Origin of the sequence: Maribacter corallii (assembly GCF_047345415.1) — a bacterium.
GTDB lineage: Bacteria > Bacteroidota > Bacteroidia > Flavobacteriales > Flavobacteriaceae > Maribacter_C.
Genome location: NZ_JBLFEP010000004.1, coordinates 97,652 through 114,935 on the forward strand (window position 1 = coordinate 97,652; position 17,284 = coordinate 114,935).

The 17,284-nt window shown below is 44.1% G+C and carries 12 protein-coding genes; 4 read left to right on the forward strand and 8 right to left on the reverse strand.

All coding sequences use genetic code 11. The annotated features are described in order from the left end of the window. Positions 1-60: 60 nt before the first annotated feature. From ACKWCA_RS14740 to ACKWCA_RS14755, 4 genes are read left to right on the forward strand one after another with little or no spacing between them, the layout of a single operon-like run. The gene (locus ACKWCA_RS14740; RefSeq protein ID WP_413978984.1) at positions 61-1,875 is read left to right on the forward strand and encodes a DUF5060 domain-containing protein; all 1,815 of its coding nucleotides are present in this window, start codon (positions 61-63) and stop codon (positions 1,873-1,875) included. Position 1,876: 1 nt separating this feature from the next. Further along, positions 1,877-3,166 (forward strand): MFS transporter, encoded by a 1,290-nt coding sequence (locus ACKWCA_RS14745; protein WP_462046060.1) that lies wholly within the window; start codon positions 1,877-1,879, stop codon positions 3,164-3,166. Then, positions 3,163-4,326, forward strand: a complete 1,164-nt coding sequence (locus tag ACKWCA_RS14750) for a mandelate racemase/muconate lactonizing enzyme family protein (protein WP_413978985.1) — start codon at positions 3,163-3,165, stop codon at positions 4,324-4,326. Before ACKWCA_RS14745 ends, ACKWCA_RS14750 begins: the two co-directional genes overlap by 4 nt. Before the next feature lie 24 nt (positions 4,327-4,350). Then, entirely contained in the window at positions 4,351-5,244 is an 894-nt protein-coding gene (locus ACKWCA_RS14755) for a phytanoyl-CoA dioxygenase family protein (protein ID WP_413978986.1), read from the forward strand. 172 nt (positions 5,245-5,416) lie between these two features. Here ACKWCA_RS14755 and ACKWCA_RS14760 read toward each other — a convergent pair whose 3' ends face one another. The 8 genes from ACKWCA_RS14760 to ACKWCA_RS14795 all read right to left on the reverse strand — a co-directional run bounded on the left by ACKWCA_RS14760 (position 5,417) and on the right by ACKWCA_RS14795 (position 17,229). Continuing rightward, positions 5,417-8,716: a DUF5107 domain-containing protein gene (locus ACKWCA_RS14760; RefSeq protein ID WP_413978987.1), complete on the reverse strand. Its 3,300-nt coding sequence runs from the start codon at positions 8,714-8,716 to the stop codon at positions 5,417-5,419. Positions 8,717-9,103: 387 nt separating this feature from the next. After that, complete coding sequence (locus ACKWCA_RS14765; RefSeq protein ID WP_413978988.1) at positions 9,104-9,841, reverse strand: hypothetical protein; 738 nt, start codon at positions 9,839-9,841, stop codon at positions 9,104-9,106. 8 nt (positions 9,842-9,849) lie between these two features. Continuing rightward, positions 9,850-11,457 carry a glutamate synthase-related protein gene (locus tag ACKWCA_RS14770; protein WP_413978989.1) on the reverse strand — a complete coding sequence of 536 codons (1,608 nt, stop codon included), beginning with the start codon at positions 11,455-11,457 and terminating at the stop codon, positions 9,850-9,852. Positions 11,458-11,828: 371 nt separating this feature from the next. After that, complete coding sequence (locus tag ACKWCA_RS14775; protein ID WP_413978990.1) at positions 11,829-12,854, reverse strand: Gfo/Idh/MocA family protein; 1,026 nt, start codon at positions 12,852-12,854, stop codon at positions 11,829-11,831. A gap of 4 nt (positions 12,855-12,858) precedes the next feature. Continuing rightward, positions 12,859-14,124, reverse strand: coding sequence for an MFS transporter (locus ACKWCA_RS14780; protein WP_413978991.1), 1,266 nt, complete (start codon positions 14,122-14,124; stop codon positions 12,859-12,861). Then, positions 14,121-15,503 (reverse strand): four-carbon acid sugar kinase family protein, encoded by a 1,383-nt coding sequence (locus ACKWCA_RS14785; RefSeq protein WP_413978992.1) that lies wholly within the window; start codon positions 15,501-15,503, stop codon positions 14,121-14,123. The genes ACKWCA_RS14780 and ACKWCA_RS14785 overlap by 4 nt, the downstream gene beginning before the upstream one ends. Positions 15,504-15,507: 4 nt before the next feature. Next, on the reverse strand, positions 15,508-16,143 hold the full coding sequence (locus ACKWCA_RS14790) for a cyclase family protein (protein WP_413978993.1): 636 nt from the start codon (positions 16,141-16,143) through the stop codon (positions 15,508-15,510). A gap of 6 nt (positions 16,144-16,149) precedes the next feature. Further along, positions 16,150-17,229 (reverse strand): isocitrate/isopropylmalate dehydrogenase family protein, encoded by a 1,080-nt coding sequence (locus ACKWCA_RS14795; protein WP_413978994.1) that lies wholly within the window; start codon positions 17,227-17,229, stop codon positions 16,150-16,152. Positions 17,230-17,284: the final 55 nt, after the last annotated feature.

Genomic DNA, 17,284 nt, shown 5'->3' on the forward strand with positions numbered 1-17,284 from the left:
TGTTCGATCCAAACTTTGTAAAAGATAAGTTGTACATTCTACCTTCAAAATAAACATAAAATGAACCTATTCAAATTCGCATTGCCACTACTTCTTTTTTTTTCGATACAGCCGTTAAGTGCTCAAGAAATTCAAGGAGAATTGAAACAATGGCACAAGATCACCTTGATATTTAATGGTCCTGAAACCTCCGAACAAGCAGAAGAAAACCCTTTCTTAAACTATCGGCTGAATGTGACGTTCACACATGAATCCGGGGAAAAACGGATTATCCCTGGTTACTATGCCAGCGATGGGGACGCGGCAAATAGCGGCAGTACTTCCGGAAACATATGGAAGGCGCACATTGCGCCTCACAAAACCGGCAAGTGGACCTACGAAGTCGATTTTAAAAAAGGAAAGTGGGCCGCAGTCCGTACTTCCGAAAAACTAAAAAGCGGCAGTTTTATGGACGGACTCAAAGGTACTTTCACGGTTCTTGCATCCGATAAAACCGGAAGGGACTTTAGAGGGAAAGGTCAATTACAATATCAGGGCAGCCGCTACTTGAAGTTCGCCAATGGGGAGACATTTTTGAAATGTGGGGCTGACGCACCAGAAAATTTCCTAGCCTATGACCAATTTGATGGTACCTTTCAAAATGACGGTCATAAAGACGAATTGGTCAAAACATGGTCGCCTCATTTACAAGATTGGAAAGAGGGTGATCCAACCTGGAAAGAGGGTAAAGGAAAAGAAATTATCGGAGCCATCAATTATCTAGCCTCCAAAGGGATGAACGTTTTCTCATTTTTGACGATGAACATCGCCGGGGACGATCAAAATGTGTTCCCCTATGTGGATTATGACACATGGGATAGATTCGATACCTCTAAATTAGATCAATGGGAAATACTTTTCGAACATGCGGATAAACTAGGAATGTTTCTCCATTTTAAAACCTTGGAACACGAAAATCAGGGGCTTTTGGATAATGGGGGAACCGGCTTATATACCAAACTTTACTATCGGGAATTGATTGCTCGCTTTGGTCATCATTTGGCCCTGAATTGGAACCTAGCGGAGGAAACCGGCGACTGGACAGAAACGCCACCGACATTCCCCTTAGATGCTTTGGAACGAATTCGTTTGGCGGAATATATTTCTTCCATTGACGCCTACAAGCACCATTTGGTCATCCACAATGGGGATTGGTACGACCCTATTTATGGTCCAAATACAAAATTTACGGGGGCATCCTTACAAACGAACAATGAAAAATTCATCAATGTTCATCCATGGACGTTAAAAGTACTTAAGGAAGCAAAAGATGCCGGTAAGGTTTGGGCTGTTGCCGTCGATGAACCCGGAGACCACAGACATTCCCTAATCCCCGATGCAGAAGACCCCTCGCATGATATTCCCCGAAAAAATGCACTTTGGGGTGCCATGATGGCGGGTGCTTGGGGCACCGAATGGTATTTTGGCTATGAGCATCCACATTCCGATCTCACCTTACAAGATTATCGTTCTAGGGATCTATGGTGGGAACAAGGTAAAATCTGCCTGGATTTTTTTAATGACAATAGCATACCCGTATCGAATATGGAGCCCAATGATAGTTTGGTTTCCTCAGATGGCGATTATGTTTTGGCCGAAGAAGGACAGACCTATGTAGTCTATTTAAAGAATGGTGGGGAATCGACACTTGATTTCGGTTCTTCAGACGGAACATATGAGGTTTCATGGTACAACCCTAGAGCAGGAGGCGCACTTCAAAAAGGAAAAGTAAAATCTATTTCAGGTTCTGGTAAACAGTCTCTCGGACTCCCTCCGAGCAAAAAGGATAGAACGTCGGATTGGGTCGTTCTGGTCCAAGCGCGCAAAACGGAATGAATTGAAAATCACTAAAAAACGGTACAACATACTTGCTATGATATTTGTGACGGTCGTCATCAATTACCTCGACCGTACCAATATGTCAATTGCGGCATCGGCATTGAAACAAGAGCTTAACATCGATGCCATTCAAATGGGCTATATATTTTCCGCCTTTGGTTGGACCTATTCACTTCTACAGATTCCAGGTGGAATTGTCGCCGACAGGGTAAAGTCTAGAATACTGTACCCCATACTCATGACGCTATGGTCCATAGCGACCCTTTTCCAAGGGGTGGTGAACTCTTTTGCAGCGCTTATCGGACTGCGAGCGAGTATTGGTGTTTTCGAGGCACCCTCCTACCCTATTAACAATCTGGTAGTTACGCGATGGTTTCCAGAAAACGAAAGAGCCTCGGCAATCGCAACCTATACCTCAGGCCAATTTTTGGGCATGGCCGTTTTACTTCCCGTTTTGGCACTTATTCAAGATGCACTGGGCTGGAGAGGGTTATTCGTCGTTTCCGGTATTATCGGATTGGTGTGGGCCATCGTTTGGTATATCTGCTATCGAGATCCCCAAAATCATACGAAAGTAAGTGAACAAGAATTGCGCTTGATCGAAGCTGGTGGAGGAATGGTCACCAAAGAGGGTAAATCGAAAGCCGTTAAAAAAATGGAATGGGCCGATCTGGCCCTAGCTTTTCGCTATCGTAAACTATGGGGATTGTATCTCGGTCAGTTTTGTTTGGGTGGAACAACAATTTTCTTTTTGACCTGGTTTCCCACCTATTTGATCGACTTCAGGGGATTGGATTTTATCAAATCGGGGTTTTATGCCTCCATTCCATACTTGGCTGCCTTTGCAGGGGTTTTATTAGCAGGTTTTACCTCAGATTTTTTAGTGAAAAAAGGGTACACCCCGGAAGTCTCGAGAAAAACCCCGATCATCATAGGTATGCTACTATCAACGGCAATCATTGGTGCCAATTATACGGATAACAATACCTTGATCATTTTCTTCCTCTCCCTTGCCTTCTTCGGAACGGGATTGGCCAGTATCGCCTGGGTCTTCATTTCACTAATAGCTCCCAAAGAACACTTGGGGCTTATCGGTGGAACCTTTAACTTTATTGGCGGATTATCTGGTATCGTAGTTCCTATTGTCATCGGGTTTTTGGTACAGGATGGTGATTTTAGTCCTGCGCTCTACTTCATCGGGGCAATGGCGTTATTTGGATTGATTTGCTACACGGTTATCGTAGGTAAAGTAGAACGTATCATTCTCAAGAAAAGAAATACACAATGAACATAGCAGCCATAAAAACATATCCGATCAATTTGAAAAATGGTGGCGTACAACTTGTGGTCAAAGTGCAAACAGATGCCGAGATCCATGGTTGGGGGTGTTCTGGGCTGTCGGGACGTGAACTGGCCGTGGTTGGAGCAATCGACCATTTTCGTGATTTTTTGATTGGGCGGGATGCCCGTCAGATCGGGGCCCTCTGGCAAGAAATGTATCGCGGTCAATATTTTGAGGGCGGGCGGGTGCTAGCAGCAGCCATTTCTGCCATCGATATCGCCTTATACGATATCAAAGGGAAAGCCTTAGGTATACCCGTATACGAACTATTAGGAGGGAAACAGCGAGACTACGTGGAATGTTTTGCCTCGGTTCGATTCACGACCAAGGAGGAACTACTCAACTATTCGAAGATATGTGTAGCCGAAGGTTGGAAGGTTTTGCGACTGGCCCCTGCGGAATTCGAATCACAGGATAACAAAACTAGATTCGAGCCTCGAGAGTCTATTGCAAAACTTTCTAAATGGATTACCGAATTACGAAATGAAGTAGGGCCGGGTATCGTTATTGGTGTTGATTATCACACACGTTTGAACGCTGCGGAAACCTATTCCTTTATGAAACGAATGCCCCCTGGGACGATCGATTTCCTTGAGGAGCCTATTCGTGACGAAAACCCTGAGGCCTATCAGGCTCTGAGAGCGATGATCGATGTACCTTTCGCCATCGGTGAGGAATTTTCAAGTAAATGGCAGTTCAAGCCGTTTCTGGAAAATGACATCGCACAATACGCCCGAATCGATGTTTGCAACGTAGGCGGTATTACCGAATCGATGAAAGTGGCGTCAATGGCGGAAACCCATTATGTCGATTTGATGCCACACAACCCCCTGGGACCTATTTGTACGGCTGCTAGCATTCATATGGCAGCCGCATGTCCGAATTTCAGTTATTTGGAAGAAGTAAACACCCCTGCTCAATATATGGGAACGAACGCACCCGATTTCTATCCGATACAACCCAAATTGGAGGGAAACCGTTATCGCGTTCCGGATACTCCAGGGTTGGGTGTGGAATTCAATGAGGCATTGGCATTGGAGCAGGACTTTCAATTGGTGGATATTCCTCGGCTTCGCAAAGATGACGGTTCGCTCACCAATTGGTAGTATCAAAAACTAAAGTAAAGAGAAATGAAGACCACAAAAGACCTTGCAGAAAAACATGAACTACTGTCCGAGCTTTTCAAACTGCCGAAGACCAAAGAAGAATGGGATCAGTATCGACTAAGTAAAGATCAGCTTGATCACTTCGAGGAATACGGTTATGTTTCGGGCATTAAACTGCTCGATGCTGAGCAGATAGAAGTATTACGTAAAGAATTGGATGAATTGCGTGACCCAAAGCATCCATTGCATCATTTGTTCTATGAGTTCCATAGCAATCAATCCACAGACCCAAATACGGTCTTATTTCACTCTCTGGGCCATTGGCGGATTACCGAAGGATTTCATGACATCCTCTGGAATCCGGCTTTTACTATGGCGGCATACCAACTTTTAGGAGAGCGATCCGTACGATTTTGGCACGACCAATTGTTTTGCAAGCCCGCTCGTCATGGAGGTGTTGTGGCTTGGCATCAAGACTATTCGTATTGGACAAGAACAGTGCCCATGCAACACCTGACCTGTTGGACGGGCTTGGATGACGCCACTACGGCCAATGGATGCCTTCAGTACATTCCGGGAAGCCACCGCTGGGGACTGCTTAGAAAGCCAGAACTTGCCGGAAACATGGATGCGCTGCTCGATATGCTCACAGCGGAACAAAAGGCGAACTTCAAACCGGTAGCTATAGAACTTCAAGCAGGCCATGCGACCTTTCATCATCCATTAATGGTTCACGGGTCTTATGAAAACACTTCTTCTATCAGCAGAAGGGCCTTTGTAATCAATGTATTTGCCGATGGCACCGAAAGTGATACTGACGGTGAAATGTTACGAGGAAGTACTATTGGAGTCAAAAAAGGTCAGCAAATGAAGGGCAAGTTCTTTCCATTGTTGTTTGACAACAGAAGTATCGACTAATCTGTAAACAGTACAAGTCCAAAGCGATTGGCCTGATGCACATTTTTTGAAATATCGTAAATTGGAAAAATCGTCGATGTAGAGCTTCGATTTCCCTCGATAACCGGAGGGAGATGCATTTCGAACCAGTTATCGCTATTCTACCTTTTCATTATATCGAATTAGGGAGCGGTCAAATTTCAGACATCACTTTTGCCCAAAGGTTGTTGGGATAGGTCTCCGTGGCGCTTTTGAGCAGACGTTTTGCCTCCTCCATTTTACCAAGGCCCATATTACCAAGTGCTTCCAAGAGATACGACTGTGACACGCCCTTTTTATTCGTGACCGATGCCTCTTCCACAGCTACCAACGTATTATTGCTACCGCCAGAACGTTGTTGTTGCCCCAGTTTAATAAGGTTTTGAAACATACCTACCGCACTATCTTTTCTACCTAATTTCTCGTTGGCCATCGCCTGATAAAAGAGTAAATCGTGCATTCCACGCCCGTTCTCGGCTTCGGCACTTTTCTGATAGCTTTCTTTTGCCTTTTTCGAATTCCCGAGAGCCGTATAGGCCTCGCCCATCTGATAATAGATCATGGCATTTTTCTCATCATGTGTGGGTTTACCCACTTCCAGGTTTTCGGGGTATTCCAAGGCTCGTTCTAAATGTGTAATGGCCTTTGTAAATTCTTTTTGTTGGATCAACTGTTTTGCCTTCAACGTATGGGCATCTACATAATGCCAATAGGTTTCACGACCGCCTTCCCAAGTTCGGAAGTGGTGTTCCCCTAAAAATCGGATGGCTTCATCATAATTCCCTTCAAGGTTTAACAGCTGCACCAGTGTTTTTGGGGCCGCCACATCTTCACGGACCACGGTGATATTCTCCTGCAATATTTTCAGGTTCTCACTGCTATCTTCTTCAGATTCATCATAATACTTTGAGATTTCGGCGAACCATAGCGGATTCTTCCCATTGATGGAAATGGCCTTGGTCATATTTGCGATCGCCTTTTTTGGATCCTTATGATGATAAAATTGACCGAATGCCAAGTTTCTCCATACCATAGAAATGGTAGCGTCGGCTTCGGCGGCCATTTGCCAAGCGGCCATGGCATCATCGGGTCGATGGTCATAAAGAAGATTGCCCAAAAGATAGTTGGCCTTGGCGTTGTCATCATCCATCACCACGGCATTTTTCAATACAACCTCAGTTTCGGCCCTATAGGGAAAACTGTAATCGAAGGAGCAATTTTTGGCACCTGCCAAGTACAACTGTGCCCTGCTCGTGTTCCCTAATTGACCGTTAAACCATGCAAGATAGTAATGTACCAATGGATTTTTAGGGGCCCTAATGTCCGATAACAGGTTGATTCCGTCTTCGTAAAGCCCGGCGTTCATATAATTCGTGGCAATTTCTAGGTAATTGTTTTCGACATCTTGCATGTTTTTATACCATGCGGTTAATGTCGATTTTCCATTTAGCAGCTGTTGCTCGTAGAGGGCAGCAAAATTTAAGGGGTCATAGGCCAATTGATCTTCAAGGAGCGATTTCGCCTTTTCAGTATGGCCTGTCTTTCTCAAAAGCGTCGCATATAACTGTACGATGCGTCCATCCCTGGTATTGGTGGAATAGGCTTCGGCACTATACTCCAGGGCTTTATCAAGATTCCCTTTTACGCTCTCTATTTGTGCTAATTGAAAATTACCGGCGGCGTACCACTGATAATACCAGGTTGATCTGGCCAAATCTTTGTATGCATCCTCTGCATTGCCAAGCGCCCTATGGGCCAAACCTCTGTAGTAGAATAATTCACCTTCTTTAGGTTGGTAGTACTTTACATTCAGTTTATCGGCGGCGGCTTGTAAATACGTTAAGGCTTCCGTATAGCGCATTTGGTTCAAGCGACGTTGGCCTAAGGCAATATTAGTGCGATAATCATTGGGTGATTTTTCCAAAGCGGCCAAATAGTAATCATCCGCGTTCATTCCCGGGCGGTTGAACTGCTCCACAAACCTACCCGTCAAATACAAATCCTCTACGGAATCATATTCCGAAGGGCTCTTTACCCGCTGCTGTGGTTCGGGCAATTCCGGTTTTTTTGGTTTGTAGGGTCGATACGACACCAATTCCCTCCCCGTCGCGTCATAAAGTGCAACATGCAGCTGATACTCATCTAATGGTTTTCGGTTTTTAAAGGTATCCGTAAAGGGAGTCGCCGGGTCGATATCCGTAATTTTCTCTGTGAGTACATCTTCCCCATATGTCAAGACCACCTTCGCATTCTTAAAAACGGATGTCGTATTGAATCCGTAAAAAACAGTCTTCGCATTTCGCATTTGTAGTGTCACGGAAGCATCTATGGTTGAATTTTTAACTACTTCCAAATCTCGAAGCGGGTACCAGTAATTCTTGGCATCCTTGACCGAATGGGGAAGAATCCAGCTGTAATCAGGTTGGTTGTTCGAAAAGGTTCCGGTCATTAATTCCACATACGCCTTACCATCATCGGTAAGTTTCCTTCGTGCATTTTGCCCCTGTAGGCCCGGTCCGAATTGCCATAATTTGGAAGCATTGTTTTCGTGCGGGTCTCCGACGTGAACAGTACCTGCTTTTTGTGCATAGTCATATCCGCCGATGAACCCTTCTTTGATATCCCACATAAAAAAGGAAACAGGATTCGGATGATTCTTCCACCAGGTCAGATCGACCCCTTCAGGATAACTGGTACGTCCATAGTCATCCGTGGCATTGGAAATCGGCCATTGGATAAAACTTCGGTTATTATGAAACACCCCGATTTCTTGGCTTGGAGGCCAAAAGGTTCTAAAATCATCATTTGAGGTAATGGCCACATTGGCCCAAAAGAGAAATGTCTTGGTCAGGGTATTGGCATTGTTAATTCGATAATCGACTTCAATATATGACTTGCCTGGGTGGAGTGTCATACCAATAACGCCACGCATGTCCATAGTTTTCTCGGTTTCTCCGATCCATACCGTGGCACTCCCATCCTCATTGTTGACCATGCGATAATCGCTCTTCATCAGTGTACTCGTTCGATGATGATGTGGAAAACACCATTCGATACCCCCGGAAACCCAAGCGCCAAGCGTACCGATCAAATCTGGCTTGATAACACTATTGGTATGAAAAAGCTCGTGCCCGTTGGTTTTATCAATAGCCGAAAAAAGCCGCCCTCCAAAAGCGGGGAGCACTTTCACTCGTATGTATTCATTTTCCAGATAAACCATTTCATAGGTCACATCGGTCAAGGAATCGCCCAATTTGGTCTGCGAGGGATACGGGTAGACCTTTCCTTGGGCTCCCTGCACGCCCCTCCCCGTATAAAAAATCGGGCTGACCTCATCAGCGCCTTTCTGATAGGTCGGAATGATCTCGGTGCCTTCATAAACTTTTACTTGAGCTTTTAGGGATAAAATACTCAAGAACAAGGCAAATAGTAAAAATGGAACGCTGTTTTTCATAATGTCTTCTATAAGCACTAAAACTAGTTAATCGATTCGGTAAGAAATTGTTCTGATGTTCTAATCTATACATGGTATGATCAGTTATTCGCACTACTTTAAATTTACCAAAAATCGTTGGAGAAGACTTAAGGGCCATTGACTATCTATGGGCGTATTTTAACCTTACGCCCAAAAATGCGCATTTGTTCAGTATATGTCTAGTTCCCTATTGTTAAACGTTTGGTCATCATAAGCCGAATGCTAGGAAAATAGCAAAATTCAAACCGGACTTTTGAACACGAACATAATCTATCTCAGAAAACAATCAGAATTTTGAATACGGGAGCGGGCATTTGGCAAAGAAGAATTTAAAAGTCCGGGGCCCTCCTTTACAAGAGGTTGTTCTTACTTACGGTACTGCGCTATTGCCTCCTCAAAAAATGAGACCACATCAGACAGTGCAACATTTTCAGCAGCAAGCACGCCTCCGACGAAAGTATCGTTCTTCCATTCCCCTTTGGAAAGAGGCAAAAAACTGTCCGGAGCAATAGAATCATGCCCTCGATATCCACTGATATAAAAATAATATTCATTGCAGACACTGTCCGGAATCGCCATCCCGAAACCTAGGGATACCTGTTCATTCAGTCTTACAAATGCACCACTATCAAAATGGTGGGGCCATACCCGAATAGGGGATTCTAATTTAGTCGATGCCAAAGTTTCTTTCAGAGCCGATTGCGCAAGAATTCGTAGTTGTTTTAGCTCCGCCAAACGTTCTGAATCGCTGAGCTCGAATACATGGTCATCTGTTATTTCATAGGGCAACTCGTAATGAAATCCATAGGAATAGGCTTCGCTTAAAAAGCGTTCTGATAAATTGTTAATCCACTGTAAAATAGCCTGATGTGAAACTCCATCTAATGCTAAAGATTCGGTGTTATTTGGCGAACTCCATTGCAAACTAAAGCTAGCATAACTCAATGAAAGGGTATCTCCTTTTTCGGAAAGTGGATGTGTTTCCAAACTTCTCTTAAGTATTGAAAACCCCAGATTGGTATGACTGTCATCCTCTTTTTTCGGAACGAAGTTTATTCCAGCGGCGGCCAAATATTGTGCAGCCAAGTGCATTTGTTTGTCCATGTTCCCCATTAAATTCCGGCGTAACTAATTCCAGTTAATTTGTGCATATCCCAATCAAAAGTAGACAAGTCATCAGGATTGAATTTACTGATGTCATCATATCCACACGATCGGGCCACTACTTGTATCAAGTGATTGGTCGCGTCAAAAAAGTTATGGAGCTGCTTTGCGGAAGATTCGATAATCAATCGGCTGCGCAAGGACTCTTTTTGAGTAGCAATACCTACGGGACAATTATTGCTTCCACAGGCACGCATACCCAAACAACCAATGGCCTGTAGGGCCGAATTCGATACGGCGATAGCATCGGCCCCCAACATCAGCGCTTTCGAGAAGTCCTCCGCTACGCGTAAACCGCCGGTAATGACCAAAGTGATATCGGTCGCGCCTACCTTATCTAAATATTTTCTTGCACGCGCCAAGGCCGGTATAGTCGGTACATTAATATGATCTCTTAAAATGGTGGGTGCCGAACCCGTTCCACCTCCTCGACCGTCGAGAATAATATAATCGACCCCGGCGTCAAGGGCAAACTGAATGTCTTTTTCTATATGACTGGCGGCGATTTTAAAGCCGATGGGAATTCCACCTGTACGTTCACGAACCTTATCGCCAAAATCCTTAAAATCTTGGGGCGTATGAAAATTAGGGTTGGCCGCTGGTGAAATTGCGGTCTCCCCTTCTTTGAGTCCACGTACTTCTGCAATTTCCTTACTCACTTTATTTCCGGGCAAGTGTCCTCCGGTACCTGTCTTTGCACCCTGTCCTCCCTTAAAATGGAAGGCTTGTACATTATCCAATTTATCCCAACTAAAACCGAACTGGGCCGAAGCCAATTCGTAAAAATACTTGCTATTACTTGCTTGTTCTTCAGGCAACATTCCACCTTCACCTGAACAGATACCGGTACCCGCTAGCTCGGCTCCCTTAGACAAGGCAATTTTTGCCTCTCTAGACAATGCCCCAAAACTCATGTCACTAACAAATAATGGGATGTCTAGTTCAAGGGGCCTTTTTGCTCTTGGGCCGATGACCACCTTGGTCGCCACGGCTTCGTCATCCAATAAGGGTCTAGAGGCCAACTGGGCCGGCAAAAATTGAATATCGTTCCACTTCGGAAGCGTATTCCTATCAACCCCCATAGATGCTGAAAACCCGTGATGTCCTATATTTTTAAGTCCGTTTCTGGAGAGTTCCTTGATATAACCTGTATAGGGTTCCGTATCTTCAGGATGGGTGTCGGCATATGCCCCTAAATACTCATCTCGATTAAAGGGCTGGGCATGTTTCACTAAATAGGTATCGATTTCAGCCTCATCTACAAATAGTTCTCCATCCCTGATTTCGGTCGTAAATTTATGGAGCACCTCGTTGTTATTGTACTCAGAAACACCCGTATCATAGCGATAATCCCAGCCGTGTACTCCACAAATGAGATTGTGGCCATCGATATGACCGTCAGCCATCAAAGCGCCTCGGTGAAGACATCTTCCATAGAGCACGGAAATCTCCTCGTCATATTTGACAATGACCAAATCAAGGCCATTGACCAATGCATGGGCCGGTTTTTTATTCTCAAGTGATGTTATTGTTGCAATTGCAATAGGTTTTTTCATTGGTATTGGTGTATTTATTGATTCGCATTTATTTTTTAACTATTGTACGACTTTCCGATAAACCTTCTTCTAGAATCTTCTTCAATGAAAAGCCGCTTTTTAGAAAGGAACGACCAGACTTCTTTCACATCTCAGAATCTTCAAGCATATGGTCCGTTGGTTCACTTCAAAGAAGACAGAGTTTCGTAGTACTGGTGATGATTAAATGTAATGATTCTAATTTTAGTCGCGAGTAGCTAAATTTCTTAACAGTTACTTTAGACAATAGCTGTAGGGTTGTGGTCTTTTATTAAACTATGGGTCATGGTCAAGACCGGATTTATGGAAGATCGAATTGCGCAATGCACCATCCATAATATTGCAGAAATCCTTTACAAATCGATAGGCAATCCTGATTTATCGGATTTGTATACTTTTTCAAGTACTTCAATGTTCTTGAGGTAGTTCGCAACAGCTGTTTCAAATGGACTATTCGATACTAGACATTCTACGAAATGTTGTTGGGTATGAAATACGCAATCGCCCGCAAAATTCCTGTTCTCGAAGGCATACTCATGTGGCTGCTCTTTTTCTCCTAATACTTGTATGGTAATTTTTCCATCTTCATACAGCCGAATACTTCCTTTATTTCCTTCCAACAAGAGGGCGCCAAAAGTCAGTCTGGCATCAGTAGTTGTACTTTCATTGTAACGGTTGGCGTCAATAAAACCTAGTCCGCCGTTGGCAAAATCCAATTGTACCCAACTAAAGTCCTCCCCTTTAATATTGGTGTTCAAGCGCTTCAGTCGGGCATACACTTTGGTGATTTCCCCACCCAGATAGCGGAAAACATCAATAAAATGTACTCCGGTTTCGTACATGAGCAGCTGCTTCATCTTTCGAAAATACGGTTGACGGTTCATATAAGCATCCTCTTGCCAACCATCGCCCATGCGCATTCTTAAATGAAGCGCGTGTATACGGTTCCCTACCACATCTCCGTTAAGGAGTTTTTTGATTTCCCGGTACCAGGGCATGAATCGGAAGTTTTCATGCACCATCATTCGCACTTCGGATTTTTCAATGAGCATGGCAATTTCTTCAGCCTCTTTCAAATTGGGCGCCAGCGGTTTCTGGCAAATGATATGAATGTTATGCACTACGGCCAAACGACAAAGTTCTAAATGGGTTTCCGGCGGCGTAATAATATCCACAAAATCAGGTTGTTCGGCAATGAACATTTGTTCTACATCGTCATATACCTTTCGAATACCATGGGCTGTCGCTAATTTCTCTGCGCTTGCTTTGTGCACATCGCAAACAGCCACAATTTCTACTTCTCTCAAGCGTTGCCAAGCTTCGACGTGAAACTGACTAAAATATCCTGCCCCGATACAAACGCCTTTAAGTTGTGTCATAGCCTCAGGTTGAAAAAGGTTGTTGTGGTTTCATATTAAACCACATGAGAATGGCGATACTATTTAATAGTGCGCCCACTACAAAAAACGGAGTGGTAGATTGTGTCCAAGACTGTAAATAGGGAAAGGCCAATGCGGTCAAAAAAGCACCTATGTTACCTGCCATGTTCATCGTACCCGACACCGCTCCTGAATTTTCTTTACCAATATCCACACAGAAAGACCATGATGGAGGCAAGGTCATATCCGCGCCGAAAATAGCGAGACTTAAAAAAACGATCGCTCCTACGGCACTATCCATGTAAATACTCCCTACCAATCCGACAGCGGCCAGCAGAAATCCAAGTGATGCAGGAAAGATGCGCGACCTATTCCATTGACCACTTTTGAATATCCTATCCATCATTGCTCCTGAAAACCAATTACCAAAGGCTCCGCAAATCAGAGGTATCGAGGTATAGAAGCCGGCTTCTAACGTATCTAAATTATATTCGCTTTTTACGTGTGGAAAAAGCCAAGTCAAGGCAAAGAAAAAAGTGAAATTACTACAAAAGTACTGTCCCATAGCCAGCCACATGTTCTTTGACTGTAACAAGGTAGACATTCTAATTTTATTTCCATTTTCACTAGCATCTTGTTGTTGCCTGTTCGCAAGAATAACGGTTCTTTCTTCTTCCGAAATGCCCTGATGTTCCTCTGGTTTATCGCGAAAAAATACATACCATGCACCCGCCCATACGACACCGATACCACCCAGAATCATAAACGTTGGCCGCCATCCGAAATCACCTATCATCCATGCCACAAATGGTAAAGCAAAAGCAGCACCTAATCGGGAACCTGAGAAATTCACTCCGGTGACCAGACCTCTTTCGTTAAGGGGAATCCAACTGTATATTGCCCTTGACATACCTGGAAAGGCACCAGCCTCCCCTGCGCCAAATAAAAACCGTACCACCAAGAGCGAAATAAAATTCCAAGCCGCCCCTGTCAAGGCGGTAAATGCTGACCAAACGGTCACAATAACCGAAAGCACCTTGCGAGGTCCCAATTTGTCCGACAACATTCCGGCAGGGGTTTGAAAAAGAGCATAACCCAATGAAAAAGCGGCCAGCACCCACCCCATTTGTTTATCATTCAAATTAAGGGTCTCTGAAATAGGTTCTTTAGCTACCGAAATGCAGACACGGTCTATATAGAGTAGCAAGGCCAACAAAAAGGTACCTAAAACCATAAAATACCTCTTGGGAAAATACTTTTTTGTACTCATGTCAACTTTTGAATTATCGTAAAGAGGGCATTGTCTTCGCCAACATTGCCCGGAAAAACAATATAAGGCAATTCCCTAAACTTGGCGTTTTCGTCCAAGCGCCAAACAGGCACTCCTTTAATGGCCTGACCAAGCACCAGTGCACGTTTCACCCCTAATGCCTTTACGGCAATATCACTTGATGTTATACCACCTTTGGTCAATATGTATTTAGGCTTATTTTTTAGGCTTTTGATAATAGCAATCAGGTTTTGGGATACTTGATTGACGATTTTAAGGCTTTCTTCCTTCGTATCTCCTTTGATGACCTCCCTCGCGGTATACAGGACGACATTACTCTGTTGCTGAATTGAATGGTCTATTTCGATGCCAATCCGCGTTAGTTCCTTTTCCATGGAACCTTTCCTTATCATTTTAGCAACATCAAATTTGATAAATGAGGCCTTTGAATGCTTTTTCAAATACTCTAATTGCCGGGTTGTCTTAGGAACGTACGAACCGACCACAATCAACCCGCCGTTTGATCTATTTTCTGTGAAAATAGTATCTTTTTCAAGAAGTGGTCTTATTTGGATTCCAGCTATCGCATTTATAAAAGATGCCCCTGTTCTATAAATAATTCGGGCCGTTGACCGAAGTCCGGCCAAAGCTATCGCATCCATATCACAAGAGGCCGTTGCATTTGCGATATAATGATTGGTATCACCATTTAAAATATCTTGTATGGCCTGAGTAGGTCGGTTTCTAAGAACATCAAGGCTCAAACTTTTGACCTCCGTATCCTTTACCTCCCCTTTCGTTTTTTCCGCAATCCAAGCCTTTAAGTCGGAAGAAGCATACCCAAAGGTATTGTCCTTGGCAAAGGGTGTTTCAGCTGCCGGTATGAATGCATCTCCTTCCTTGACATAATGAACATCTTTATAGGTATATCTCCCACCCTCAAAAAAAGCCGGAACCAATAGGTGTTTGGCATTATTCCACCCAAGTCCAGAAGCTAGGGCATTCACCTCGTTAGGGTAGTGTCCGCGCAGTGTGGAATCGCTACGACTAATGACTACCAGGTTCTTATTGTACTTAGCGGCTGCTTTTTGCAATCGACGTCCGATCAATCTTCCCAGATTGTCCGCTTCACCGGGCAGAAGACTCCTCGAATTCGTTAAGATGAAGAAAACAGGACTATTAAGAATCTCCTTTTCGATGACTTCCTCTGTCCATTGTGTAATGACGGGTATGTCGTGAACCGTTTGGGTACCGGTGGGATCATCATCCAAAATCACTATCGTTTTAGGATTGAACTTAAGCTCATGCCAAATTTCATCCAGATAACCAGGTCTCTCCTGTCCTTCCGCTATCGATTGTATGATTTCTTGGTCGGTCATCAGTTTATTCTAACGCAATCACCCTAGCGGAAGCGCCGTCTCCATTTTCGACCTTTAAGGGCAAGGCGATTAGAGTTACTTTTTCTCGGGACAATTGTTCGAGATTGGTCAGCCCTTCGATAATAACGATATCATTTTGCATCAATATCGTATGAACTTCCGCTACTTCTTTCAAATCATTGACATCGGCAACTGAAGGGGGCTCCACACCCAGCATATTCACTCCTTTTTTACCGAGCCAATGTGCTAATTCAGCACTTATTCGGGGAAGTTGATTCCGGTAGGCATCCGTTCCCAATCTTTCACTCCATCCGGTATGCAATAGTACACTTTGGCCTTTTTGAAGTTTATTTTCTATACTCTCCAGATGTGCAATGGTTATAGATTCTTTCGGTACCACCGAAGTCAAATCGACCACCCAGGCCTCGGAAATTAATCGGGCAGCCGGAATTTTGTCCATAGTTTGGTCGTTGACCCCAAAATGATGCGGAGCATCCATATGGGTACCACTATGGGAATACAAATGCAAGGTTGTCGCATTCCATCCATCCTCCTCCACGGTTTTGGCAGGTTCGATCAACACTCCGCTAACCTCCCCATTGATGGGCAAGGTAAGGTCAATGACTTTTTTAGCTATCATTCTAAATTATACAGTTGCCATTTTTGCGGCTCGAATAAACTCGACCACACTATCGGCCACTTCAACAGTGGTAGCAGTTCCTCCGAGGTCCTTTGTGAGGTTGCCCTGGGCGGTGGTATGTTCGATACCGTCCATAATATCTTGCGCCGCTTCCATTTCCCCTAAATGTTCCAGCATTATTGCCGCGGACCAAATTTGCCCTATCGGATTCGCACTATTCTGCCCTGCAATATCAGGAGCGGAACCATGGATGGGTTCGAACATGGATGGGAATTCTTTCTCAGGATTGATATTTCCACTACCGCCAAGACCAAGACTACCCATAATAGCGCCACCTAGATCGGAAAGTATATCCCCAAAAAGATTGGTCGTCAAAATGACATCGAAGATTTCCGGACGTAGCACAAAACTGGCAGATGCATTATCGATATACATTTTGCTATACTCCACATCGGGATATTCTTCCGCCACTTCGGCAATCACTTGATCCCAATAGGCGAGGCTACTTATCAAGGTATTCGATTTTGTCACGTTAGTTACCTTCCGGTTTCGTTTACGGGCCAACTTGAATGAGTAATGCGCTACGCGCTCGATACCAAATCTTGTAAAAATACTGGTATCCACAGCCAAACCGGCCGGTTTATCGGCATGGAGAATTTTACCGCTTTGCACAAACTCCCCTTCATTATTTTCCCGTATGACCACAAAGTCAATATCCTCTTGGGTTTTGTAACGCAATGGACTATCCACACCAGGGAATAATTTCACAGGACGATAATTTATGTACTGCTGAAAAGAAGTCCGTACTCTGAACGTATAATCTCTAGCAGGCAAGGTATCATCGATTTCGGGTAGACCAACCGCTCCGAAGAATATAGCATCGAATCCCTTTAAGGTTTCCAAGGCATCATCCGACATGAATTTTCCATTTTCCTTGTAGTATCCTGCACCGAAAGGAAACGCTTCTTTATCCAATTGAAATCCGTACTTTTCCGCTACGGCATCGAGTACAGAAACCCCGGCCGGTACGATCTCAGCTCCTACTCCATCTCCATTTACCACTGCAATTTTATAGGCTTTTTTCATGATTCATATCACATTTTTAATTTTTTGCGCAAATTTGCGCATATCCAATTAGACC

Excerpts from the sequence above, each read along its gene's own strand:
- ACKWCA_RS14740 (WP_413978984.1), top strand. The coding sequence starts at position 61 with ATGAACCTATTCAAATTCGCATTGCCACTACTTCTTTTTTTTTCGATA.
- ACKWCA_RS14750 (WP_413978985.1), top strand. The coding sequence starts at position 3,163 with ATGAACATAGCAGCCATAAAAACATATCCGATCAATTTGAAAAATGGT.
- ACKWCA_RS14755 (WP_413978986.1), top strand. The coding sequence starts at position 4,351 with ATGAAGACCACAAAAGACCTTGCAGAAAAACATGAACTACTGTCCGAG.
- ACKWCA_RS14760 (WP_413978987.1), bottom strand. The coding sequence starts at position 8,716 with ATGAAAAACAGCGTTCCATTTTTACTATTTGCCTTGTTCTTGAGTATT.
- ACKWCA_RS14765 (WP_413978988.1), bottom strand. The coding sequence starts at position 9,841 with ATGGACAAACAAATGCACTTGGCTGCACAATATTTGGCCGCCGCTGGA.
- ACKWCA_RS14770 (WP_413978989.1), bottom strand. The coding sequence starts at position 11,457 with ATGAAAAAACCTATTGCAATTGCAACAATAACATCACTTGAGAATAAA.
- ACKWCA_RS14775 (WP_413978990.1), bottom strand. The coding sequence starts at position 12,854 with ATGACACAACTTAAAGGCGTTTGTATCGGGGCAGGATATTTTAGTCAG.
- ACKWCA_RS14780 (WP_413978991.1), bottom strand. The coding sequence starts at position 14,124 with ATGAGTACAAAAAAGTATTTTCCCAAGAGGTATTTTATGGTTTTAGGT.
- ACKWCA_RS14785 (WP_413978992.1), bottom strand. The coding sequence starts at position 15,503 with ATGACCGACCAAGAAATCATACAATCGATAGCGGAAGGACAGGAGAGA.
- ACKWCA_RS14790 (WP_413978993.1), bottom strand. The coding sequence starts at position 16,143 with ATGATAGCTAAAAAAGTCATTGACCTTACCTTGCCCATCAATGGGGAG.
- ACKWCA_RS14795 (WP_413978994.1), bottom strand. The coding sequence starts at position 17,229 with ATGAAAAAAGCCTATAAAATTGCAGTGGTAAATGGAGATGGAGTAGGA.